Source organism: Hydrogenophaga sp. T2, assembly GCF_049843535.1.
GTDB classification, from domain to species: domain Bacteria; phylum Pseudomonadota; class Gammaproteobacteria; order Burkholderiales; family Burkholderiaceae_C; genus Hydrogenophaga; species Hydrogenophaga crocea.
This window is the reverse complement of the sequence record NZ_JBBHZJ010000001.1, coordinates 350,895-373,912: the sequence shown is the minus strand read 5'-3', so window position 1 is coordinate 373,912 and position 23,018 is coordinate 350,895. Positions and strand designations below refer to the sequence as shown.

Annotated in this window: 20 protein-coding genes; 7 read left to right on the top strand and 13 right to left on the bottom strand. The window is 66.0% G+C overall.

The genetic code is table 11. From position 1 onward, the window contains the following. Positions 1–64: 64 nt before the first annotated feature. The 8 genes from WDZ95_RS01765 to WDZ95_RS01730 all read right to left on the bottom strand — a co-directional run bounded on the left by WDZ95_RS01765 (position 65) and on the right by WDZ95_RS01730 (position 6,089). Positions 65–1,510, bottom strand: a complete 1,446-nt coding sequence (locus tag WDZ95_RS01765) for a TrbI/VirB10 family protein (RefSeq protein ID WP_104301929.1) — start codon at positions 1,508–1,510, stop codon at positions 65–67. Then, complete coding sequence (locus WDZ95_RS01760) at positions 1,510–2,445, bottom strand: type-F conjugative transfer system secretin TraK (protein ID WP_104301930.1); 936 nt, start codon at positions 2,443–2,445, stop codon at positions 1,510–1,512. Before WDZ95_RS01760 ends, WDZ95_RS01765 begins: the two co-directional genes overlap by 1 nt. Continuing rightward, the gene (traE, locus tag WDZ95_RS01755) at positions 2,432–2,998 is read right to left on the bottom strand and encodes a type IV conjugative transfer system protein TraE (RefSeq protein ID WP_054022762.1); all 567 of its coding nucleotides are present in this window, start codon (positions 2,996–2,998) and stop codon (positions 2,432–2,434) included. The genes WDZ95_RS01760 and traE overlap by 14 nt, the downstream gene beginning before the upstream one ends. Before the next feature lie 91 nt (positions 2,999–3,089). Then, positions 3,090–3,389 carry a type IV conjugative transfer system protein TraL gene (gene traL, locus WDZ95_RS01750; protein WP_054022761.1) on the bottom strand — a complete coding sequence of 100 codons (300 nt, stop codon included), beginning with the start codon at positions 3,387–3,389 and terminating at the stop codon, positions 3,090–3,092. Between the two features lie 31 nt (positions 3,390–3,420). Beyond that, a complete protein-coding gene (locus WDZ95_RS01745) occupies positions 3,421–3,837 on the bottom strand; it encodes a hypothetical protein (protein WP_245876402.1) in 417 nt (138 codons plus the stop codon). Positions 3,838–3,988: 151 nt separating this feature from the next. Beyond that, positions 3,989–4,411 carry an OmpA family protein gene (locus tag WDZ95_RS01740; protein WP_197284803.1) on the bottom strand — a complete coding sequence of 141 codons (423 nt, stop codon included), beginning with the start codon at positions 4,409–4,411 and terminating at the stop codon, positions 3,989–3,991. Positions 4,412–4,755: 344 nt separating this feature from the next. Next, positions 4,756–5,349 (bottom strand): lytic transglycosylase domain-containing protein, encoded by a 594-nt coding sequence (locus WDZ95_RS01735; RefSeq protein ID WP_231638280.1) that lies wholly within the window; start codon positions 5,347–5,349, stop codon positions 4,756–4,758. 224 nt (positions 5,350–5,573) lie between these two features. Then, positions 5,574–6,089 (bottom strand): hypothetical protein, encoded by a 516-nt coding sequence (locus WDZ95_RS01730; protein ID WP_054022758.1) that lies wholly within the window; start codon positions 6,087–6,089, stop codon positions 5,574–5,576. Positions 6,090–6,303: 214 nt separating this feature from the next. On the opposite strand from WDZ95_RS01730, the gene WDZ95_RS01725 reads away from it, so the two are divergent. The 7 genes from WDZ95_RS01725 to WDZ95_RS01695 all read left to right on the top strand — a co-directional run bounded on the left by WDZ95_RS01725 (position 6,304) and on the right by WDZ95_RS01695 (position 18,103). Beyond that, a complete protein-coding gene (locus WDZ95_RS01725) occupies positions 6,304–9,555 on the top strand; it encodes a helicase-related protein (protein ID WP_054022757.1) in 3,252 nt (1,083 codons plus the stop codon). Between the two features lie 8 nt (positions 9,556–9,563). Further along, the gene (locus WDZ95_RS01720) at positions 9,564–10,328 is read left to right on the top strand and encodes a DUF4391 domain-containing protein (RefSeq protein WP_104301931.1); all 765 of its coding nucleotides are present in this window, start codon (positions 9,564–9,566) and stop codon (positions 10,326–10,328) included. A 109-nt stretch (positions 10,329–10,437) separates the two neighbouring features. Further along, entirely contained in the window at positions 10,438–12,459 is a 2,022-nt protein-coding gene (locus WDZ95_RS01715) for a site-specific DNA-methyltransferase (protein WP_104301932.1), read from the top strand. Between the two features lie 2 nt (positions 12,460–12,461). Further along, the gene (gene darT / locus WDZ95_RS01710) at positions 12,462–13,097 is read left to right on the top strand and encodes a type II toxin-antitoxin system toxin DNA ADP-ribosyl transferase DarT (protein WP_054022754.1); all 636 of its coding nucleotides are present in this window, start codon (positions 12,462–12,464) and stop codon (positions 13,095–13,097) included. A 13-nt stretch (positions 13,098–13,110) separates the two neighbouring features. Further along, the gene (darG, locus tag WDZ95_RS01705; RefSeq protein ID WP_054022753.1) at positions 13,111–14,178 is read left to right on the top strand and encodes a type II toxin-antitoxin system antitoxin DNA ADP-ribosyl glycohydrolase DarG; all 1,068 of its coding nucleotides are present in this window, start codon (positions 13,111–13,113) and stop codon (positions 14,176–14,178) included. Next, positions 14,175–17,255: a type III restriction-modification system endonuclease gene (locus WDZ95_RS01700; protein ID WP_425775958.1), complete on the top strand. Its 3,081-nt coding sequence runs from the start codon at positions 14,175–14,177 to the stop codon at positions 17,253–17,255. The genes darG and WDZ95_RS01700 overlap by 4 nt, the downstream gene beginning before the upstream one ends. Positions 17,256–17,335: 80 nt before the next feature. Then, a complete protein-coding gene (locus tag WDZ95_RS01695) occupies positions 17,336–18,103 on the top strand; it encodes a hypothetical protein (RefSeq protein ID WP_425775957.1) in 768 nt (255 codons plus the stop codon). On the opposite strand, the gene WDZ95_RS01690 is transcribed toward WDZ95_RS01695, so the two are convergent. The 5 genes from WDZ95_RS01690 to traD form a co-directional block, all read right to left on the bottom strand. Further along, positions 18,044–19,246 carry a DUF4417 domain-containing protein gene (locus WDZ95_RS01690; protein ID WP_054018411.1) on the bottom strand — a complete coding sequence of 401 codons (1,203 nt, stop codon included), beginning with the start codon at positions 19,244–19,246 and terminating at the stop codon, positions 18,044–18,046. The two genes, WDZ95_RS01695 and WDZ95_RS01690, sit on opposite strands and share 60 nt — an antisense overlap. Position 19,247: 1 nt before the next feature. Beyond that, complete coding sequence (locus WDZ95_RS01685; protein WP_054018410.1) at positions 19,248–19,511, bottom strand: hypothetical protein; 264 nt, start codon at positions 19,509–19,511, stop codon at positions 19,248–19,250. A 70-nt stretch (positions 19,512–19,581) separates the two neighbouring features. After that, the gene (locus WDZ95_RS01680) at positions 19,582–20,154 is read right to left on the bottom strand and encodes a hypothetical protein (protein ID WP_146076042.1); all 573 of its coding nucleotides are present in this window, start codon (positions 20,152–20,154) and stop codon (positions 19,582–19,584) included. Between the two features lie 294 nt (positions 20,155–20,448). Further along, positions 20,449–21,072: a DUF4400 domain-containing protein gene (locus WDZ95_RS01675; RefSeq protein ID WP_054018408.1), complete on the bottom strand. Its 624-nt coding sequence runs from the start codon at positions 21,070–21,072 to the stop codon at positions 20,449–20,451. Then, a complete protein-coding gene (traD, locus tag WDZ95_RS01670) occupies positions 21,069–23,018 on the bottom strand; it encodes a conjugative transfer system coupling protein TraD (protein ID WP_104301935.1) in 1,950 nt (649 codons plus the stop codon). The genes WDZ95_RS01675 and traD overlap by 4 nt, the downstream gene beginning before the upstream one ends.

Below are 23,018 nucleotides of genomic sequence, written 5' to 3'. Positions count from 1 at the left end.
CCACCGGTGCCGGCCGGGAACATGCGGGGCGGGGGAGGTAAAGGCGAAGCCTGGTGAGGGCTTGTCAGTCGTTGGCATCGTCGGAGACCTCCGGGTTGCTCGGGCGGACTGCAAGGGGCGCGGCGGCAGCGGCGCTCATCGGCACGTCGATGCGGACGCCCTTGGTGATGACGACATCGATCTCGCGGCCGGCGTCGACCTCGATCACAGGGAAGGTGTTCTCGGCCAGCTTGATGTAGTACTGGGCGAGCCGGTCGAGGGCGCGGCCGACACCCGTGCCGAGCCCGGCCCGGTAGGCATCGGCGCCCGAGGCGCTGGTGATCGTTCCCAGCGGCGAGGTGCTGACGTTGGTGGACGAGGTGGCCAGGCCCTGGCCGATGCCGCTGACCACGCCGGCCAGCAGGGCGTTGGCCAGCATCTGGCCCTGCTTGGTGACCAGCCGCCCGCGCATGCCGACCTTGCCGTCCTCGCCGTAGACGCTGCCCTGGATCTTCACTTCCAGGGTCGCGCCGTCGGCGCGGACACACGAGAGGTTCTCGGTGCGGAGGTAGGCCCGTTCGGAGCTGATGTCGCCATAGCCAGCCGCGATGACGAAGCACTCGCGGTACTCGCCACGGAAGCGGTTGGGTAGCACCGCGTTGTCCGACAGGCGGATCAGCACAGGGTGGGGGTTGGACTGCGCCTGTCCGCCGGTGGGTGCGTCCAGTCCGCCGAGCAGCGTGCCGCGCGTGAAGCTCACCGGCAGCCAGGTCGACACCGTCCGAGGCTCGGCCGCCGGTGTGCCGGCACGCTCCGAAGCGCTGCCGCTCGAGCCGGGGTTGCCTTGCATGCTGCGATCGACCAGCGTGACGCGGCTGATGGCTGGCGCCGCCGGTGCTGGGTCGGCCGTCGGCAGCCCCGGCATGCCCGCTGGCAACTGTCGGCCGGCCATGCCCGGGCCGTAGGTCGAAGGGAGCGGCAGGCTGGCCGCCGGCGGCAGCCCGGTCGGCGTCGTGCCGGCCGAGACCGACGGCAAGGCGGGTGGGAGTGGTGCAGGCACGGGCGGAACCGGGGCTGCAGCAGGCGCCGGAGCAGCGGCGCCCTGGGCCGCCTGCGTCGCCGAGGTCAGGCGCTGTTCCAGTTCCGCGAATCGCTGCATCGTGCGGGCCTCGAAGGCCTGGCGGTCGCGGTTGAGCCGGGTCTGCTCCTCGCGCTCGCTCTCGTACTGGGCGAGCTTGCTGCCTGCGGTGCCGACCCACTGGTCCACCGGGTTGACCTGCTGGCCCGGCGGCATGACGCCGATGTTGGTGACCGGCCCTGGCGCGCCGGCGGCGGGCTTGCGCGCACCGGATGACGAGCCGGTGTCCGTGGACGCGAAGATCAGCCACAGCAGGCCCACGCCGGCGGCCACGATCACACCCAGCAGCGCGAACTGGCGCTGGCGCGGCGTCATCCGCTCGGCCAGTTGCGCGCCGAGGCGGGTGGCCGACTGGCGAAGGGCGGCTGCGGAGGGGGGCAGGGGCGACACCATCACTGGCCTCCGCGGCGGATGACGAAGACGTTGGTGGTCTCGCCCGGACGCAGGTTGTGGTGCTCAACAGCCACAGCCAGCACCTGCCCACCCGACGGGCTGTCGGGTCGGTCGAACTCCTGCTCCGCCAGCACCATCAAGGCCTGGCTCACGTTCTGCAGCAGGTACTTCTCACCCACCAGACCCCGGCCCTCGTAGCGCCGCATCAGCGAGAACCTGGCTTCCGCCCAGAGCTGGATGGGCTGGTTGAGCTCGTCCATACGGATGTCGGGCGGCACGCGGTCGGACGCCATCGCCAGGAGCAGCGTCTTCATCCCCCGGATGTGGTTGGGGGCGGTGCCCAGCGGTGTCTGCGAGCCCGCGGCGCTGGTCGGGGACTGCATCGCCTGCAGTGCCCGTTGGCCGGGGTCGCGGATGACGATGGTGTCGGCCGGGGTGTCTGCCTTGCGCAGCACCAGCGTGTAGGTGGCGTGCGCCGACGAGATGAACAGGTTGACCGGCTTGGGCGAGTCGCCGACCGGGCGGATGTAGATCTCGCCCTTGTCGCGGTCGCACTCCAGCACGATCTCCCCCGCGGGGTTCACGGCCGGCAATGCGGCAGCGGGCGGTGCGCCGTTGCTGCCGCTGGAAGACGGCGCAGCACCACCGCAATTGCTGGAATGGATGTTGCCGAACACGTCCGTGATCGCGGCGCCGTCGATGCGGATGCGTGTGGGCTCCTTGATCGACAGCACGGCCTCGACGGCCACGCCGTCGCGGGCGTCCAGCACCTGCAGCGCGGTTGCCGGCGCTGCGGCTGCGAGCAGGCATGTCACGGCCGTCCATGCGGCGACCGGGCGGAACCAGCGGGGTGTCTGGGAACCTGGCGCCATCGTCACCGTCGCTGCCGGTGCAGCGAGGCGACGGCGCAGCGGCCGGGAGTCACGGCGCGGCATGGGTCACCTCCTTGAAGGTCTTCAGGTGCATCCGGCCGCCGCTGTACGCGAAGCCCACCTCGTAGGCCTTGGCGTCGTTGGCCGTTTCCAGGCCGTTGACCAGCGTGCGCAGCCGGCCGCGGACGACGACGGTCTGTGTGTCCTCGCTGGGCACCAGCTGCTGCGGCATGAAGAAGGTGCTGGCGTTGATGCGCTTCAGCCGCGCCGCCTCCAGCTCCTGGCGGGTCTTGAGCTCGCCGTGCTGGTCGGGCTCGACATAGCCGAGCAGGATGTCCTTCTTCCAGTCGATGGAGGCCGGCGTCACGTCCAGCACCAGCCAGGCGATGAAGGCGCCCATCTGCTCGAGGTACTCGCCGCTGGCCTTGTCGCGCGAGACCCAGAAGGACTTGTTGATGGACGGCGGCACGACAACGGTGCGCACCGTGCCCAGCAGGTTGAGGATCACCACCAAGGCCAGCACATGGGCGGCGGCCAGCAGGCCCACGGTGAGCGCCAGGCCGCGGTTGCGGCGGCGCATCTCCTTGATGTCCCCGTTCAGGCGTTCGAAGTCCATGTCAGTCCCGCCCGGCCGTCCGAAGGGACTGAGCAGCCCCTCGGGGGCTGCGAACGAAGTGAGCTTGGGGCTTCATCTCTTGGCCTTGGGGTCAACCGACCATGCGCCGGATGTGCGACGGCGGCGTGGCGCGCATCGCCGTCAGCGGGCTGGTGGGCAGGTGCCAGTACAGCCAGTGCACCGCGAAGGCCGGGTGCTTGTCGGCCTTGATGCGGGCGATGGCGCGCGAGGTGAGGGCGCCGGCGGCCAGGCACAGCGCGAAGGAGAACTTCGAGCCGGACATGTAGCCCATGAACAGCCCGAAGAGCAGGGGCGCGGCGACGTCGACGTCCCAGAAGCCGATCTTCCACTGGTCGTCCAGGCGGCGCGGGATGTAGGTGTCGGCGTGCATGCGGGCCTCCTGCTCGTCGGCTGCGCGCGCGTCAGATCACCGCACCCATGATCGCGCCCGCGATCACGAGGCCGACCGCGGCGAAGATGGCCAGCCCGACATAGAACAGCACCGGGCCGAAGTTGCGCAGTGCGGCCAGCGAGATCAGTGCGACCACGAAGCCGACGAAGCCGACCAGGGCCTTGATGCCGGGACCCAGGCTCGCGATCTGCGTCAGCGCCGAGGTGAGCGGGCCGGTGATGCCGGTGAAGGCGACCAGGTCGAGGGCGTAGCCGGGAAAGGCGACGCACAGGCCGAGCGCCATCAGCACGAAGAGCGAGACCGGCGACAGCAGGCGCTTCGAGCGGCGGTTGCCGGCGAAGTGGGCCGTACCGGGGTCGTCGGCGCCGTCGGTTGTCAGGGAGCCCGTGGCACGGGCGGGATGCACAGAGGCGAGAGCGGTGTTCATGGGAGTCCTCCGAGGGTTCAGTGCTGGGAGACGAAGGTGGATGGCGGTGGCGGTCGGGTCGGGTGCGGGTGATCGGCGGGTCGGTGAGAGGGTTCAGGTAAGTGCGGGCAGGGCCGGGTGTGCAGATGAGGGACGAGCGACTGAGGGCGCACTACAGATCGGTGGGAACACGTTCGAAAGCGATCTCGACCCGCCGGTTGCGCGCACGGCCCTCTGGGGTGTCGTTCTCCGTGGCGTAGCAGCAGACGCCGCGCCCATCGACCTTCACCTCCGCGCCAGCCAGGTGCGGGTGGCGCGCCCGCAGGTACTGCGCGACCGCAGCAGCGCGCCGGCGGGCCAACAGGTCGTTCGCAGCCGTAGGTCCGACGTTGTCGGTGCGGCCCCGGATATCGACGCGCCGGATGCCGTCGCCCGTGGCCGCGGCATCGATCAAGGCACGGGCGGCGGCCGTGAGCACCGCGCTCCCGAACGGAAAGCCCACGGCGATCTCGGACACCAGCGGTTCGCCCGCGTCCTCGGGCCCGATCGCGGTTCGGTGCGCAGTTGGCAGCTTTGCCTGGGGTCCGGCGATCACCAAGGTCTCACCGGGGCTCAGCGACTGTGCAATGACTGCATCCGAGCGCGGGGTGGGATCGGCTCGCGCTTCAGCCGTTGCTGCGCGCGCTGGATCGACGGCCAGCGTCTTCGGCGTGACGGCGGGGCAGGCGGGCGGTGCGCACGTGGCGAACCGAGCCTGGCGGCCGTGGTCCAGCTGGGCGATCGACAGCCCAGCTGCGGCGCGCGCCGAAGTGGGGGGCGGTTGAGCGGCCTCTGGCCGCGAAGGGAGGGCGCCAGTTCGGGGTGCGCTGCACGACGACGCGGCGCCAATGGCCGTCACCGCGAGCACAGGCGCGGCCAAGAGCCGAAGCGCACGTCGCGTCATGGCGCCACCCTCGCAGCCAGGAGGATGGGCGCCGGTTGCGCCGCCTGCACAGACCGCTGTGAAGTCGCCGCAACGGGACGTGCAGCCGCGCCGCTGGCGGAAGGCAGCCGGCGGTAGACCTTCCAGGCGTAGCTGGAACGCGCCGCCGTGCAGGCCTCGCCCTTGAGCTGGCTGCAGGCGGCGTTGTAGGCGCCGACGGCGTTCCAGGAGGCACCGTGCCGAGCGAACGCGTCGGCCAGTAGCCACGCGCCGACGTGGATGTTCGTGCAAGGGTCGTAGAGCTGTGCCTCGCTGATGCCATGCCGCGCCAGCTTGGGAAGGTGGGAGCTGTTGATCTGCATGAGCCCGATGTCGTAGGAGCCCGTGCGCTGCAGATGCGATCGGTTGACGGCGCGTGGGTCGAGGTTGGACTCGACACGCGCCACAGCGACCAGCAGGTGGGGCGACAGCCCGAAGCGCTGCGCCGCCTGCTCCCAGCAGGCCTGGGCCTGCAACGGCGCCCAGCCGGTGGCGAGCGCTGCCAGCAGCCAGGGTCCAGGCATCGGCCTGATCGGCGACCGTCGCGCGGGGAACAACAGCGGCACCTGCATGGATCGACCCGTGACGTATTGGTGGACAGGGCGACGCCGTTCCAGTCGGCCAGGCCTGGCCGACTGCAGGGCGTCGAGCGACGGGTGAGGCCCGGCGAAGCGGCCAGGGTCGGAAGCGGGTGTGGAGCGGGTATGGAGCGGGTATCGAGAGCGGGTCTACGGGGAGGCGACCTGCGGCGCGTGAGGTGCGAAACCCCTGCACCACCGCGCCGTCACCTTTCGCCTCATCCGGGGCGGAATGGGCGCCCGCGCGCGGCTCGGTCGGCCATGTTCAGCCGGGCCTGGCGCAGCACCAGCGCGTCGGCGCCCTCGTGCTGGCGGCACAGGGCCACGCAGGCCGTGGTCAGCTGGTCGAGCTGGAACTTGGGGTTGGGGTGGCGGTTGGCCGGCGAGCGCTGCACGGCCAGCAGCAGCTCGTACTGCGGGCGCCACATCGACTCGCGGCGCCTGGGCGTCAGCGGCGGGCGCAGCACCAACTGCGTGCCCAGGAAATCGAAGATCCGCGCTGGCGCGTCATCGTGCAGGAAGACCAGCGACACGCAGGCGCTGATGAGGTCCGGGAAGCGGAAGGTCGGCGAGACGTTGCCCTCGCTGCGCAGCACCGTGAACAGCCAGTCGTGCTCCTCGAGCCAGAGCCGGGTCTCGATGGTCTCCGGGTGTTCGCTGTCGTGGGTGCCGGAGCCGGCCTGGCCAGCCTGGGTGGCGACGTCGCAGCGGGCAGCGGGCAATGCAGAGTACATGGCGCGGTCCTCGTTCGGTGGCTTCAGGATCTGAAGGCCGTGCTCTGTCGAGCGCGTGACCGAAAGGGTAGGAGCCGGCTGCCGCCGCGGCGCCGCGGAATGGCGCGTTTGCGAGGGGGGTTTCGACGCCGAGCCGACCCTTGTGTCCGAGGTCTGATGTTCTGGGGTCTCCGTTCAAGTTGGGTAGAGTGGCGCAGAGGGAGATTTGAAACCAATGCGGCTGGTTCAAAACGCAGGCACCGACCGAGTTCTCGACCTGATCCTGGCCCACGCGGCGCGCGGCGTGTCGCTTGACTTGATGTCAGGCACCGCGTCGTTGTTTGCCTTCGAAGCGCTTCAGTCCCAGGCGACCCAGCTTGGGAGTGGCAGGTGCATCTTTCCGGGCGCGGGCGCCGATCTGGCACTCGTCGGAGGCGAGGCGGATCGACCGGCGCGCAACCGCCTGCAGACCGCCTTTCTGGCTCGACAAATGGCCGACTGGCTGCGTTCCGTGGCCGAGGTGCGCGCTGCGGCCGGCCAGATTCCCCAAGGCCTCGCGGTCATTCGCGACGCAGCCGGAGAGCCCGTTCAAGCGGTCCACGGGTCGTTCGGCCTGTCCACAGACGGTCTCGGTTTGACCCCAGGCAATCCGCTGTCCTTCATTCAGGCGTCGGAGTCGCCCGCTGAGAGCCAAATGCTCGCGCAGTGGTTCGATGCGCAGTGGGCGGCGCTGGGCGCACGCGCTGAGGCCAAGGCGCGCTTGCTCGCCGAACTCGAAGGGCTCGCCAGCCCGCGTGACCCGGCGAGCGTGTACGCGGCCGTGCTGTTTCACCTCCTGCAGCGTGACGGGCAGGAGTTGGACGAAGACCGGATCGTCAAGGCCGCCACCGGCATTCGCAACACGGTGGTCTGGAAGAAGCTCTACAAGTTCCAGCGCGACGGCGTCGTGGGCGCGATCGACAAGTTGGACCGTTTCGGCGGCTGCATCATTGCCGACAGCGTGGGCCTGGGTAAGACATTCGAAGCACTGGCGATCATCAAGTACCACGAGCTTCGAAATGACCGTGTCCTGGTGCTGGCGCCCAAGCGCCTGCGCGACAACTGGACGCTGTACAAGGCCAATGATCAGCGCAACGTCCTGGCGTCTGACCGGTTCAACTACGACGTCCTGAACCACACCGACCTGTCCCGCGAGGGCGGGCTATCGGGTGACATCGACCTCAGCCACGTGAACTGGGGCAACTACGACCTGGTGGTCATCGACGAGTCGCACAACTTCCGGAACAAGAAGTCGCCCAAGCAGGGCAATGAGACCCGCTACGACCGCTTGATGCGCCGAATCATCCGCGAGGGTGTCAAGACCCGCGTGCTGATGCTGTCGGCCACCCCCGTCAACAACCGGCTGGCCGACCTCCGCAACCAGATTGCCTTCGTCACGGAGGGTGACGACACGGCGCTCTTCGACCACGGCATTGCCAGCATCGACAGCACCACCCGCCGGGCGCAAAAGGCCTTCAACCGATGGCTCGAGTTACCGGAGGATGAGAAGACCCCGTCGCTGCTGGTGGACATGCTCGGCTTCGACTACTTCACGCTGCTGGACCACCTGACGATCGCCCGCTCGCGGCGCCACATTGAGAAGTACTACGGCACTGAAGAGACGGGCCGGTTTCCCAGCCGGTTGCCCCCGGTGAACATCAAGGCCGATGTCGACCGTGCGGGCGAGTTCCGGCCGATCAAGGAGATCAACCTCGAGATCCGGCGGTTGAAGCTCGCAAGCTATGCGCCGCTGCGGTACGTGAAGGAAGGGCGGCTTGCCGCCTACGACCAGAAGTACAGCACGGCCATCCGCGGTGGCGAGAGCATCTTCCGCCAAGTCGACCGGGAAGAGAGCCTGATCCACCTGATGCGGGTGAACCTGCTCAAGCGCATGGAGAGCTCGGTCTATTCCTTCGCGCTGACGGTCGGCCGGCAGTTGAAGGACGTGGACGCCACGCTGGCGCGCTTGGCGGCCTACAAGGCGGGAACTGAAGGTGAGGCCAGCGAGTTCGAGGAACTCGACATCGCAGACGTCGATGTCGACGATCCGCTGTTCGAACCGCTGCTGGTCGGCCGCAAGGTCAAGGTGTTGCTGGGCGACCTGGACCTGGCCCGCTGGCGCCAGGATCTCACCGAGGATCGCAACCGGCTCGCCACGCTGCACGCTGCAGCGCGCCAGGTGGACGCAGGCCGCGACGACAAGTTGCTGAAGCTGCGAGAACTCATCGCCGAGAAGGTTCGCAATCCGATCAACGCCGGCAATCGCAAGCTGATCATCTTCACCGCGTTTGCCGATACGGCCGTATACCTCTACGAGCACTTGGCTGGCTGGGCGCGCGACCAGCTGGGCGTGGATGGCGCGCTCGTCACGGGTTCCGGCGGCAACCAGACCACGCTGCCCGGTCTTCGGCGCGACCTCGGCAGCATCCTCACGGCGTTTTCGCCGAGATCGAAGGAGCGGCCGGCGAGCCTGGCCGACGAGGGCGAGATCGACCTGTTGATCGCCACCGACTGCATCAGCGAGGGGCAGAACCTGCAGGACTGCGACTGGCTCGTCAACTACGACATCCACTGGAACCCGGTGCGCATCATCCAGCGCTTCGGCCGCATCGACCGCATCGGTTCGCCCAACACCAGCATCCAGCTGGTGAACTTCTGGCCGAACATGGAGTTGGAGGAGTACATCAACCTCGAGCAGCGCGTCAGCGGGCGCATGGTGTTGCTCGACGTCTCGGCCACCGGCGAAGAGAACCTGATCGAGCAGCAGTCCGGCGACCCGATGAATGACCTGGAGTACCGGCGCAAGCAACTGCTGAAGCTGCAGGACGCGGTGATCGACCTGGAGGATCTCTCCAGCGGCGTGTCCATCACCGACCTGACCTTGACGGATTTCCGCATCGACCTGGCGCGCTACTTGAAGGCGCACCCTGGGAAGCTGGAGTCGATGCCCCTGGGCGCCAGTGCCGTGGTGACGACGACCGAGGCGGACCTTCCGCCAGGCATCCTCTTCTGCCTGCGGGCAGAGGGGCAAGCGGCCGAGCGAGCTGTCGACCCAGGCTATCCGCTGGCGCCGGTTTACCTGGTGCACGTGTCCGAAGGCGGCAACGTACTGCTGCCCTACACCCAGGCCAAGCACGCGCTGGATCGCTTCAAGCGGCTGTGCATGGGCCGGGAACTGCCTGACGCGCTAGCCGTGGCGCGTTATGGCAAGCAAACTCGGCAGGGCGCCGACATGCGACAAGCTCAAGGGCTGCTCGCTGCAGCCGTGTCGTCGGTGGCCGGCAAGAGTGCGGAGCGCGCGGTGGCCAGCCTGTTCGACCCAGCCGGTACACACGCCTTGAAGGGTGAGTTCGCCGGCATGAACGACTTCGAAGTGCTGGCCTACCTCGTGGTTTTGCCGGGCACGGAGGCTCCCGCCGATCATGCGGGCTCCGCTGGAACGGCCTGACGGGCGGCATGACGGTCGACCAACTGCTTCAGGCGCTGGCGCTGCCCGACTCCACCCGGGTGCAGCAGCGGGTGCCCAAGAAGCTGTTGGTCGAACATGGCGCCGCCACGGCGCAAGACAAGCGGCTCATCCAGGATGGCATCGACGAGATCACCTGGCTGGCGTCGCTGAAGCCTCACCTCATCGGGGTACCCGAGCACGAAGACGAGCACCGTCACTACCGCGAGGCCGCGGTTCTGAGCCTCTCGCTCCGCCCTGGTACGCGGCCTGCACGGTTGGTGGAACTGCTGCATCGCGCCGTGCCGCATCCGGTACTGCTGGCCACCACGGTGGATGACAGCCTAGGCCTGTCGGTGGCCCACCTGCGCCGGTCGCAGACGGAAGCGGAGCAAGTGGTCCTGGATGGCCCCCTGATGTCGGTGCAAGTGCCGCCGGAAGGTGGAGGCGCTGCCTTCAGGACCGCACTGGCGCTCGCCAACCAACCCCGTACCGACCTGTTTGCCCTTGTTCAGGGATGGATGGACACCATCGCCGCCCTTGACGCAGCGCAGGAGACGGGGTCCTTCGTGCCCAGCACCAGCCGGGCGCAGGCCGAGGCCAGGCATGCTGCGCTGCAGCAATTTCGTGGCCTGCGGGCGCAAGCCGCCGAGCTGCGCGCCCGGGCGATGAAGGAGCGCCAGCTGGCCCGCCAGGTGGCGCTGAACGAGGAACTGCGCAGCATCAGCGCGCTGATGGAGTCGCTGCGCCAGAAGCTGATGGTCGGCGGCGGATGAATCGGCAGCGGCGAGCGCGCGGGTGAGCCGCCGTGGGCTGCGATGATGTGAGCTTTGCGGGTCCTCATCGGTGGGCCCCTGCAACTGAAGACCCTATGAGAACCGAACGATGGCTGTAGAGAAGATCGAACCCGGCGCGCCCGAATCGCAGAGTGCAGACCTGCGTGCCGAGAATCTGGCCCGGCTGAAGGCACTGTTCCCGGAACTGGTGACCGAGCGTCAGCTAGATGGACGCACTGTGCCGGCTGTCAACGTCGACGTGCTCAAGAGCCTGGTCGGCGATTCCACGGTGACCGACGCCGACGAAAAGTACGGACTGAACTGGCACGGCAAGCGTGCCGCGCGCCAACTGGCGTTGACGCCCAGCACCGGGACGCTGCGCCCCTGCCGCGACGAGAGCGTGGACTGGGACACCACCCAGAACCTGATGATCGAGGGCGACAACCTCGAGGTGCTGAAGCTGCTGCAGAAGAGCTACGCCGGGAAGGTGAAGCTGATCTACATCGACCCTCCGTACAACACCGGGAAGGACTTCGTCTACCCGGACAACTTTCAGGACAGCATCAAGAACTACTTGGAGCTGACGGGGCAGGTCGAGGGCGGCCGAAAGATTGCCAGCAACACCGAGGCGAGTGGTCGGTTTCATACCGACTGGCTCAGCATGATCTACCCGCGTCTGCTAATCGCTCGGAACCTTCTCCGGGCAGACGGTGTGGTACTTATCAGCATCGATGATCGTGAGAAGGCCAGCCTTAAGTTCGCATGCAATGAGGTGTTCGGCGAAGAGAACTTCGTCGGCACCATCATTTGGAAGGGAGCTACCGACAACAATCCAACTCGAATCGCAATTGAGCACGAGTATTTGCTTTGCTACTCTAGGGACAAGGATTCTGTCGACGGCGTGTGGAAGAACTCATCTGAGGACGCCAAAGAAGCCCTATTGAAGGAATACGTCCGACTTAAAGCCATGCTTGGGTCTGACGTTGAATCGATTCAGGCCGAGCTTCGCGGCTTCATCAAGGTACACCGTGAAGCGCTTGCTGCGGTAACACACTACGACCGAGTTGATGAGAACGGGGTCTACACAGGTAGTAGAAAGGTCCATAACCCCAAGCCGGGCGGCTATGTGTATGACGTCCCCCATCCGACGACAAAAAGGCCCTGCGTTCCTCCCGTAAATGGGTATCGATACCCTGAGCCGCGAATGCTCGAACTCATCGAAGCCAAGCGCATCCTCTTCGGCGAAGATGACAGTCAAATCGTTCAGATCAAGGAGTACCTCGAGGACTACGAGGGCAAGCTCTCCAGTGTCGTTCACCTCGATAGCCGAACAGGATCGAACGAACTCAATGCGATGTTTGGCGTGCAGAAGCTGTTTTCGAACCCGAAACCGGTCGCACTGTTGCGCTCGCTGTTTGAATTCATTGCGAAGCCAGGCGACCTTGTCCTGGACTTCTTTGCGGGTAGTGGAACTACGGCACAGGCCGTGATGGAATTGAATCGTGCGGATGGGAAAAACCGTCGATATGTATTGGTTCAGCTTCCAGAGAGGCTAAGCCCCGAGGATAAGGATCAAAAAGTTGGTGCTGCTTTCTGCTCCCAGATTGGTAAGCCGCTGACCATTGCAGAGCTTACGAAGGAGAGATTGCGCAGGGCTGGGCAGAGGCTACGTGAACTTGAGCCAGCGCTGGTCGGCGACGTAGGATTCCGTGTATTCAAGCTTGATAGCTCGAACTTGAAGAATTGGGCTTCTACAAGCGCGGGCTTGGAGCAATCACTGCTTGACCATCTAGATCACATCGACCCCGACCGGACTGATGCCGATTTGCTGTACGAACTGCTTCTCAAGCTGGGGCTTGATCTGTGTGTCCCAATCCAGACCCGCGTCGTCGCGAACAAGCCAATCCATGCCATTGGAGGCGGCGTACTGATTGCATGTCTGGACAAGCTCATTACAGCCGGAGAGTCCGAGCCACTTGCCCTCGGGGTAGTGGAGTGGCGGAAGGAACTTGACCCAGCGGGCGACGTGACTTGCGTCTTCCGCGACAGCGCGTTCGAGAACGACGTGGCCAAGACCAATCTGGCGGCCATCCTCGAACAGCACGGCATCGCCAAGGTGCGGAGCCTCTGACCATGCCGGTACCGGCGCGGCCCAAGATTTATCACATCTGCCATGTGGACCGGTTGCCGTCCATCGTGGTTGGAGGGCTGCTTTCCGACGCCGAAGTGCAGCGCCTGGCGCCGCCCGGCACCGTCATCGGCATGAGCAACATCAAGCAGCGCAGGCTGACGGAGCTGACACTGGACAGCCACCCGGGCCTGTACGTTGGCCAATGCGCGCCGTTCTACTTCTGCCCGCGCTCGGTGATGCTGTACCTGATCCACAAGCGCAACCCCGAGTTGGCCTACAAGGGCGGGCAGGAGCCGATCGTGCACCTGGAGGCCGACTTGTTCAACGCCGTCGCTTGGGCTCAGGCCAACGGCAGGCGGTGGGCCTTCACGCTGTCCAACGCGGGCTCGTACTACTTCGAAGACCGGGCCGACCTGGCTCAGTTGGGCGAGATCGACTGGAGCGCGGTGGCCAGCACGCAGTGGCCCGCCGTCAAGGAGCGCAAACAGGCCGAGTTCCTCATGGAGCACAGCTTCCCGTGGCACTTGATCGAGCGCATCGGCGTGTACTCTGCGGCAATCAATGCCCAGGTGGCGCACGCCTTGCCCGTGGGCGGGCACCGGCCGCCAGTGGCCGTGCTGCCGGCCTGGTACTACTGACAAGGAGACCGCGATGATCGAATTCACCAGCGGCGACATTCTCAAGGACGATGTGGACGCCATCGTCAACACCGTGAACTGCGTTGGCATCATGGGCCGAGGCATCGCGCTGCAGTTCAAGAACGCCTGGCCGGAGAACTTCAAGGCCTACGAGGCAGCCTGCAAGCGCGAAGAGGTGCAACCCGGCCGCATGTTCGTCTACGAAATCGGTCAGCTGACCACGCCACGCTACATCATCAACTTTCCGACCAAGCGGCATTGGCGCGGAAAGAGCCGCATCGAGGACATCGAGTCGGGTCTCGAGGCGCTGGTGCGCGAGATCCGCCAGCGCGGGATTCGGTCGATCGCGATTCCGCCGCTGGGCAGCGGGCTGGGCGGTCTGGACTGGAACGACGTGCGACCGCGCATCGAAGCCGCGATGAGGGAGTTGCCTGACGTTCGTGTGCGCATCTTCGAGCCGAAGGGGGCGCCGGCGTCCGATGTGATGCACCACAGCCGCGAGGTGCCCACCATGACGGCCGGACGAGCGGCACTGGTGGAGCTGATGGGCCGCTACATCCGTGGTTTGCTCGACCCCACGATCACCCTGCTGGAGGTTCACAAACTGATGTACTTCATGCAGGAAGCGGGCGAGCCCCTTCGGTTGAAGTACGTGAAGGCGCCCTACGGGCCCTATGCCGAGAACCTGCGCCACGTGCTGCGGGCGATCGAGGGGCACCTGGTGGCCGGCTATGCCGACGGCGGCGATGCGCCGGACAAGCCCTTGACGCTGGTGCCGGGTGCGGTGGACGACGCCAACGCATTCTTGGAGGCAAATGTTCTGACGCGTGAGCGCTTTGACCGCGTGGGACGTCTCGTCGAAGGCTTCGAGACGCCGTTCGGCCTGGAGTTGCTGGCCACGGTGCATTGGGTGGCGAGGCACGAGAGTGCTGGAAGAACCCCGGCCGAGGTGGTAGAGCGCACCTACGCCTGGAATGACCGGAAGCGCCAGTTCACGCCGCGGCAGATCGGCATCGCGTTGAATGTGCTCACCAAGCAGGGGTGGCTGGAAGCCGCACAGGCCGGGGAGGCGGCCACGTGAGGTTGCACTTTGAGGCGGACCTGCCCTATCAGTCGGCGGCGATCGAGTCGGTGTGTGACCTGTTCCGGGGCCAGGAGGTCTGCCGGACCGAGTTCACGGTGACCGTGCGTGCCGCCCGACCAGACAGCGACTCTGCCGCCGCGCAAGGAGCACTTGAGGGGATGCTGGCAACCGAACAGGGCGGCATCGGCAATCGGCTGACCCTGCTCGACGACGAGATCGAGGCCAACCTGCGCGAGGTGCAGCTGCGGAATGGTCTGCCGCCGACGACGAAGCTGTCCCCGGACTTCACGGTGGAGATGGAAACGGGCACCGGCAAGACCTACGTCTACCTGCGCACGGTGTTCGAGCTGAACCGGCGGTACGGCTTCACCAAGTTCGTGGTCGTAGTGCCGTCGGTTGCCATCAAGGAAGGCGTGAACAAGACGCTGCAGATCACCCGCGAACACTTCGAGGCGCTGTACCCGGGAGCCAAGGGGTACGAGTTCTTCCAGTACGACTCGGCGAAGCTGGGCCAGGTGCGCAACTTCGCCACCAGCCCGAACATCCAGATCATGGTGATCACGGTCGGCGCCATCAACAAGTTCGGCGACGAGCAGGAAGCTGCTGCCGAGGAAGCCGACGAGGCGTTGCGCCGCGAGAAGAGCAAGAACGTGATGTACCGCGCCAGTGAGAAGACTGGCGGTGAGAAGCCGATCGATCTGGTTCGCCAGACCCGTCCGATCCTCATCGTGGACGAGCCGCAAAGCGTTGACGGCGGCATCGACGGCCGGGGCCGCAAAGCGCTGTCCCGCATGCACCCGCTGTGCACGCTGCGCTACTCGGCGACCCACGTCGACAAGCACAACATGGTCTATCGGCTGGACGCCGTGGACGCCTACGAGCAGAAGCTGGTTAAGCAGATCGAGGTTGCCGCGGCCACGGTCGAGCAGGCGCACAACAAGCCCTATGTGAAGTTCCTCGGTGCAAAGGCCAAGCGCGGCACCGTGGTGGCCACGGTGGAGCTGGACGTGCGGACCAAGGCCGGCACGGTGAAGCGCCAGGAGGTCGAGGTGCAGGACGGATTCGATCTGCAGCAGGAGACGGGACGGGCCGTGTACGCTGATCTGCGGATCGGCACCATTCGCGCAGCCAAGAAGGATGAGCTGCTGGAACTGCATGTGCCGGGCGCGCAGCACTACCTGCGCGTCAACGAGACCTGGGGTGGCGTGGAACCCCTGGCGATCGAACGGGAGATGATCCGCCGCACGATCAAGGAGCACCTGGACAAGGAACGACGCTTCCGCCCGATGGGCATCAAGGTGCTGAGCCTGTTCTTCATCGATGCGGTGGAGAAGTACCGCATCTACGACGCCCAGGGCAACGCCCAGAAGGGCGTTTACGCCACCATTTTCGAAGAGGAATACAAGCGCTGGGCCGGGCACCCGGACTACCGCGACCTGTTCGGCTCGGTGGACTTGAGCGCCGCAGCGGCCGACGTGCACAACGGCTACTTCTCGATCGACAAGAAGAAGATCGCCGGCAAGACCGTTGAGATGGTGAAGGACACCAGCGGAAGCACGGCGGCCGACGACGACACCTACAACCTGATCATGCGCGACAAGGAGAAGCTGCTGAGCTTCGACTCGCCGCTGAAGTTCATCTTCAGCCACTCCGCGCTGAAGGAAGGCTGGGACAACCCGAACGTCTTTCAGATCTGCAACTTCAGCACGCGCGAGACCGAGCGCTGGCGGCGGCAGACCATCGGACGAGGCCTGCGGCTTTGCGTCAACCAACAGGGCCACCGCGTGCGCGGCTTCGAGGTGAACACGCTCACCGTGGTGGCGAACGAGAGCTACCAGCAGTTCGCCGACAGCCTGCAGAAGGAGATCGAGGCGGACGGCTATCAGTTCGGCGTCGTGCCCGAGCATCTGTTCGCCGGCGTCTCAGTGGCGCAGCCTGATGGCACGCAAAGGCCCTTGGGCTTCGAGCTCTCCAAGGTGGTCGCCGAGCATCTGCGCGCGACTGGCCTGGTGGATGCGCGCGGCAAGGTCAAAGACGAGCTGCGCCGCGCAATCAAGGACGGCAATCTGCCGCTACCGCCGGAGGTGGAGGCGCAGCGAGCGCAGATCCTCGAGTTGTTGCGTCGGGTGTCGGGCAAGCTCGAGATCAAGAACGCGGACGAGCGCCGGCAGGTGCCTGTGCGTCGTGCGGTACTGGACAGCCCGGAGTTCAAGGCGCTGTGGGACCGCATCAAGTACAAGACGACATACCGGGTTCAGTTCGACAACGAACGCCTCATCCGCGACTGCATCACCGCCGTGATCCAGGCGCCGCCGGTCAGCAAGACTCGGCTGCAGTGGCGAAAGGCGGGCATGGAGATCGGTGAGGCCGGGGTGACGGCGGTGGAGCGCAAAGGCGCCGACATGGTGGTGCTCAACGAGGACGACATCGAACTACCGGACATCCTCACCGAGCTGCAGAACCGCACTCAGCTGACGAGGCGCAGCATCGGCCGCATCCTGGTCGACAGCCACCGGCTCAACGACTTCAAGCGCAACCCGCAGCAGTTCATCGAGACGGTGGCCGACGCCATCAACCGCTGCAAGCGTGCCGTCCTCGTGGATGGCATCCGCTACCAGCGGCTTGGCGACGAGGCCTACTATGCGCAGGAGCTGTTCGAGACCGAGGAGCTGACGGGCTACCTGAAGAACATGCTGCTCGATGCCGAGCGTTCGGTCTACCAGCACGTCATCTACGACTCCGACACCGAGCGCGACTTCGCGGACCAACTGTCGAAGAACGAATCGATCAAGGTCTACGCCAAGCTGCCGGGCTGGTTCAAGGTGCCGACGCCCCTGGGCAGCTACAACCCCGACTGGGCCGTACTGGTGGCGACGCCCGACGGCGATCGGCTCTACTTCGTCGTGGAGACCAAGAGCAGCCTATTCGTCAGTGATCTGCGAAACGCCGAGAGCGCCAAGATCGAATGCGGCCGCGCGCACTTCAAGGCGCTGTCAGTGGGTGAGAAACCCGTGATCTACGACAAGTTCAAGGACGTGGCGGGACTGCTGGAGCGGGCGCAGTCGGCGGGATGATGGTTTGAGCTCGGCGACCATGATCGGGCTGTGGGGCTTCGGAACGTGGGTGTCGATTCGGCATCGGAGGCTGTTGACGGGTGACATTCCAGCAGCGATTTGCACAGTCTGACGACGCCGCGCAGATGATGGCCCGTGCCCGCGAGGCCGTGCGGGTCGATGCCTCCGGTGCGAGCCTGGGTGCGCTGGTAGAGCTGCTGATGCTGCGCCGCACGGCCGATCGACGGATCGCTGTGGCCGACTCGACACCACGTGGGCGGCTGCTGCGTCGGCTGTTGGCTTCATCGCGACTGTTCGTCAGCGAAGGGCCCTGTGGAGCAATCCACCGACCCGCTGGTGGCAACGCCGCGGCAGATGCCGCATCGAACGATTTCGCGAAGACGTTTCAGACGCAGCTTGTGGCAGTCGGCGTGCAGGCGACCGCTGCGGGCCGGCTCTCGGCGGCTCTGCATGAACTTCTGACCAACATCGACGAGCACGCGGGCGATGCAGTGGATGGGTTGGGCGCATTCGAGGTCCTGGACCGCGAAGCTTGGATGGTGGTGGCAGACAGCGGAAGAGGCGTTCGGGCCGGCTATGCCGAGTCGCCACTGCCGGCAAAGCCAGCCACCGCCGAGGAGGCGCTGACCTGGGCCGTGATCGACAATCGGTCGCGTACCGGTGATCCGCACCGAGGGCTGGGCTTCCGGTCGGTGATCCAGTCGGTGCGGTCTCTGGACGGTTGCGTTCGCGTTCGCAGTGACTCGGCCAGCCTTGAGCTGGTGCAGGCCGCCGACCGGCCCAAATTCCTAGTCCGTGAACAAGGGCATTTGCGGGGATTCGTCGTCAGTGTCCTGTTGCGCTGGTGATGACCGAAAGTCGAAGCTTGCCTGGCGATCTTCGACCGGACGTTCGAACGGCGCCGTGGCGGCCAAGCGCAGCACACGGATGTTGTGCTTCAGAAGCGCGCGCGTCTCGCGTCTGGAATCGGCCTGTACCGACACATAGGACGCCTTGCCACCCGGGTTCACATAGGCCTTGCGGCGTTTCATCGCACGCATGTACGGCGTGGAGTCGATGATGACCACCTGCTTGAAGGTTCCGCGTAGGGACCGAGCAGCTTCAGCGTTGCCGCGCACCACGAGTGTTAGGTCGCGCCCGACTTGCTTGGCAAGCTCGGTCAGCCGCTGACAGTGTTGTCCGATGCTCAACTTGGTGGCTGTGCCGGTCAGGAACTCATAGGCGATGGCCTTGACGGCAGTCTGGTTGCGGATGAAAGCCGCCCAGCGCACAAAGTCGTGATCGGTGCGGCCGTTGACATGAAGGGCCGTGCAGAGCCCGCCTTGGGTCATGTGGTACCAGACCCAGGCGATGCGCTTCATTGCGTGAAGGTTGTCCTGTCGAGGGCAGTCAATCACCGTGCTGAAGTCCGGCGATGTCGCGAAGATCGCACCCGCGTGGACCATCTGTCTCGCGATCCTGCCGATGTCGGGCAGCGGCCAGACCCGTTCAACGGCGGGATCTTCCTGGACGCCGGACAGCACCCAGCCATGCCGCGGTCGCACGCCGTAGGCGCTTGCCAGTTCCTGCTGAGTCCTGGCCCGAGTGGCGTGCTTGCGACCTTTGAGGGCGTATGTCAGCGGTAGTGCCACGCAGTCGTCCACCGATGTGATGCGAGGACCGACGAGGTTGCCCTGGAGCAGGGGGATCCATTCGGGCAGTCGGGGCATGTCGACATCGCGTGCCAATGGGATCGTGCTGAGGTCCCAGCCGTCCACCTCCTCATGACGCCTCACGTACTCAGCGGGCTTGTTGGGGCAGACCATGTCGCACTTGCTGCGGTCCTCGCAGTGGCAGAACGACAGGCAGTCCACCAGCAGTGCGCCGGTGTCGCGCAGATGCAGTCCGCCGCAGACGGGGCGGTCGATGCAGCTTCCGCAGCCAAGCAGTGGCTGGCTGGTGCCGACGTCCTTGAAAGTCGATGCGAATCGGACAGCATTCAGCGGCAGCAAGTCAACGCTCCACGACCAGATCGATGCAACCGGAGGATTGCAGTTGTGAGCGCACCTCGGCGACCATGAGTCCGGCGCCGCGTTCGAGACCCCGAAGAAGTTCTTCTTTGGGATTGCTGACTTCCCCGATGCAGACGTTTTGGTCGCGAACCTTGATCTCGCCCTGCATCAGCTGCAGCATCAGCTTGCTGCCAACCGGCGGCAGGTCGCCCGAGACGGTCGCGCGGCACCCAAGTTCCTGGCCGGGTGCGAGCGAAGCGAGCATGTCGTGCTCACTGGCGCGCAGCTGACGATTCCAGCCTTTCGCCCGGCCTTCACGCTGCTTTCGCAGAAACTCATTTCCCATACGACATGCCCTTCACTGCAGGAGAGTAGAACTTCGTCTTGCCGACTTTGCGCTCGGTGAGCAGACCCATTCGGGTAAGTGCAACCAGGCGGTTGTTCCAAGCGGTGATGACGGTGTTCTCGCCTGAGACCTCGCTGATCGCACGCGCGTCGGCCTCGCCGAGGCGCAGCGTCAGTTCGAGGGTGAGGGAGAGCTTGGCGTCCAACGGGCCTTGGGCATACGCTCCGGCAATGGCGCCGTCGTTCAACGAGCAGAAGAGCAAGACCACTTCGGATGTCGAAGCGGCCAGAAGTGCCTCTTCTCGGGATACCTCGTTCAGGTTGGCGACAAGGCAGGGCTGGCCATCCTGCGCGGCCCAGCGGACGATGGGCAAGACGGCTTCACGGAACGCGCTCGCCGTCACAAGCTCCATGTCGGCGAAGTCCAGGACCCAGGGATGTTCGAGCGTCGCTGCCCCGGCCTGAAGCTTGGCAGCGGCCTCGCGACCCGCCGCCGCGCCTGCCAGCGTCGACCTTCCGATGGTCGATCGAACCGACAACACATTTCGTTCACTCACTTGCATGAGTGAGAATGTAGCCGCGTTTCAGGTACGACGCAATCCCGAGCGGAATAGTCAGGTTCCGGGTGGTGGTGGGCGCTGCGGCCTGCCCCTGGTGATCCGCCCTGACTTGATGCCTACGCACGGCACAGAGACGACAGCGAGTGGTGTCTGCCGCCAGCTGTGACGAGTACTTCGACCGTGCTGGCCAAGGGTCCCAATCGGAGCCGGCCGACGCTTGCTGTGCGCCTTGCGGCGTAGAGCGGGATCGCGCCGGCTTCGAGGCGCGGCGCGAGATCACGGACCACCAGCGGGCGGTTATCCCCTCCGGTGGAAGTGCGCGAGGCTACGTCCCGCCAAGATGCCCAGCATAGCCATGACGCACGGCCCAACGACCGGATGCACGCCGATGGGCACGACCATCGAAACCACGAACGCACAGGCCAGCACGATCGCCACCGAGGTGTACAGCGCGAAGCGCTCAGGATCGTGGTGAAGAAACTCCTTCGACTTGATCACTCTGCTGATCGCGCCGTCCGCGACCGCTGCGACAAGGAAGGCCGCCATCCAAGGCAGCCACTCCAGCATTGCCGACAACCTGAAGGCGGCCAGCAGCACGAGCGCGTCGATCGCACGGAAGTAGCTGTTCCCGAACAGCCGCTGGTTGACGGAAGCCATCTCCCGCGCCACGGCGCCGTCCACGCCGCTGGCCGCCGACTCGCCGGCGGTCGGGGGAATGGATGTTGAGTCGCGTGCCGCGCCCTGTAGGCCCAGCGCTCGGTCGAGGATACGCAGCGCGGGCGTCTCGCCCCAAATCTCTTCCATCGCCTGGTGCTCGCTTCGAATCTGCGCCAGGAACCGTTCTGGCGGATGCGCCGATGGCAGGTAGAGCACCAGCACCAGCAGGCAGAGCAGGGCGGCGATGCTGACGATGCGGATCACGACGGATGTCCCGCTATTGCGGCTGGAGTCCGGTTCGGCTTGGGCGGTGCCGCACGTGTTGCTCTGGGTTCGTCCGCATCCGGGTCAAGGATCGGAAACCGCCCCTTGATGATCCGCCCGCCCGACACCGAGGCGAAGTACTGCAGGTTGGGCAGCTTGCCCAGCACGTCGGCGGGCACCATCTCCTCGAAGCTCTCGGTGAGCTGCGTCGAGTAGCTCGACGAGAAGTCGCCCAGGTGAGCGTCAGCACCGCTGCTCAGGCCCACGCGCACCGAGTGGATCGCGGTCTTGCCGAAGGTCTCGACCACGAAGTCCTGCGTCGGACGGTCCTTGGACCGTAGCGCGATCAGGTTGTTCAGGTTGCCCAGCGCCATGCGCGCCGCGTCTTCGCTGCCCAGGCGCTTGGCCAGGTCGGCCAGCGTCTGCATCGCGCAGGTGGTGAAGATGCCACCCTCGGCGCCCTTGTTCAGGATCTCGATCAGCGGCTGGTTGATGACGTTCGACACCTCGTCCACGAACAGCGAGATGCGCCGGTAGCCGCCCAGGTTGTAGCGCATGCCCGCACGGGCGGCCAGGTCGGCCAGGGCCAGTGCGCCGATGGCGGTGGCGACCGACGGGTCGGGCAGGGAATCCAGGCACATGTACAGCACATGCCCGGCGCGCTCGATCTTCTCGAAGTTCATGATCGGCCGTGCATCGCCAGCGTCGAAGGGGTCGGGCGACAGACTGCGGCCGAGGTCGCCCGAGGTCAGCATCGAGAGCACCGGCAGCAGGTTGGCTGTGATCTTCTGGTAGTGCTCGCGGTTGTGGCGGAAGGTGCGCACCTGGGCGTCAAGCACCTTGTTGCGCTGCGACTGCGGGACGTGATGTTCGTAGAAGGCGACCAGGGCCAGCAGGTCCGCACTGGCTGCCTCCGACGGACGCTTCATGTTGCCGCGGTGCGCATCGTGCAGCAGCTTCTTCATTTCCGGCTGGTCGCGCCAGCTGGCGCCGAGCAGCCGCTCGTAGAAGCGGCGCAGCGTCGCTTCCAGCACGGGCTCGATACCGCCCTCGATGTACTTGGTGAGCTTGACCAGATTCGGCCGCTCCTCCAGTTCGACCAAGCCCTGCACGACCACATTCACGGCGTCCCAGCCGAAGGCGGAGAAGGCGCCGGCCGTGTCCGGCGGCATGATTGACTGGATCCGCGAGGCGATCTCGGTGGGCTTCTGCCAGTTGAAGGTGAAGTCCAGGCGCACGCCGGCTTCAGGGAAGGCGGGGTGGAACTCGAGGAAGGTGTCGGGCTCGCGCCAGTCCTCGCAGGCGCGCTGCGTGACGCGCTTCAGGCGGCGGCTGTTCTTGGGGTCGATGACGATGACTACGTCGCCGCGACGTACGGCCTGCGTCACCAGGTTGGCCAGCGCCACCCCCTTGCCCGACTGGGTGGTGCCGACCAGCAGGGTGCCGCCTTCGAAGTTCTGCAGCGGCCGGTGCAGGGGCACCTCGCGCGGCTCGACGCCATGGATGTAGGGCAGGCCGATCTCGGCATCGGGTTGCGGGCGCGCGTCGTAGCCCAGCACCTGCAGCAGGCGGGGCGCCACGGTGAACTCCCGGTAGTCGACCTTGGCCAGTTCGTAGAGACGCTGCGAGTGGACGGGCCGCCACTCGAAGCCGAAGCCCAGGAACACCGCGTCAGGCTTTTCCGTCCAGCGGGCGACGGCCCGTGTGCTCAGCACCTGGATGCCGCGGCCGGAGAGCGAGGCGCGCAGCACCAGGGTGTGAACGCCCTGCGCCAGCCGCAGGACGCCCATCGCCAGGCAGAACGCGGCAAGCGGGAGTGCGAGCTGTCGCGGGAGCAGGCCCAGCCCGCCGGTCACCGCGAAGAACAGCAGGGCGGACGCCCAGACGGCGGCGGCGTACACCTCGTAGGCGCGCCGCCAGGGCATCTCATAGCGGCGCATCAGCAT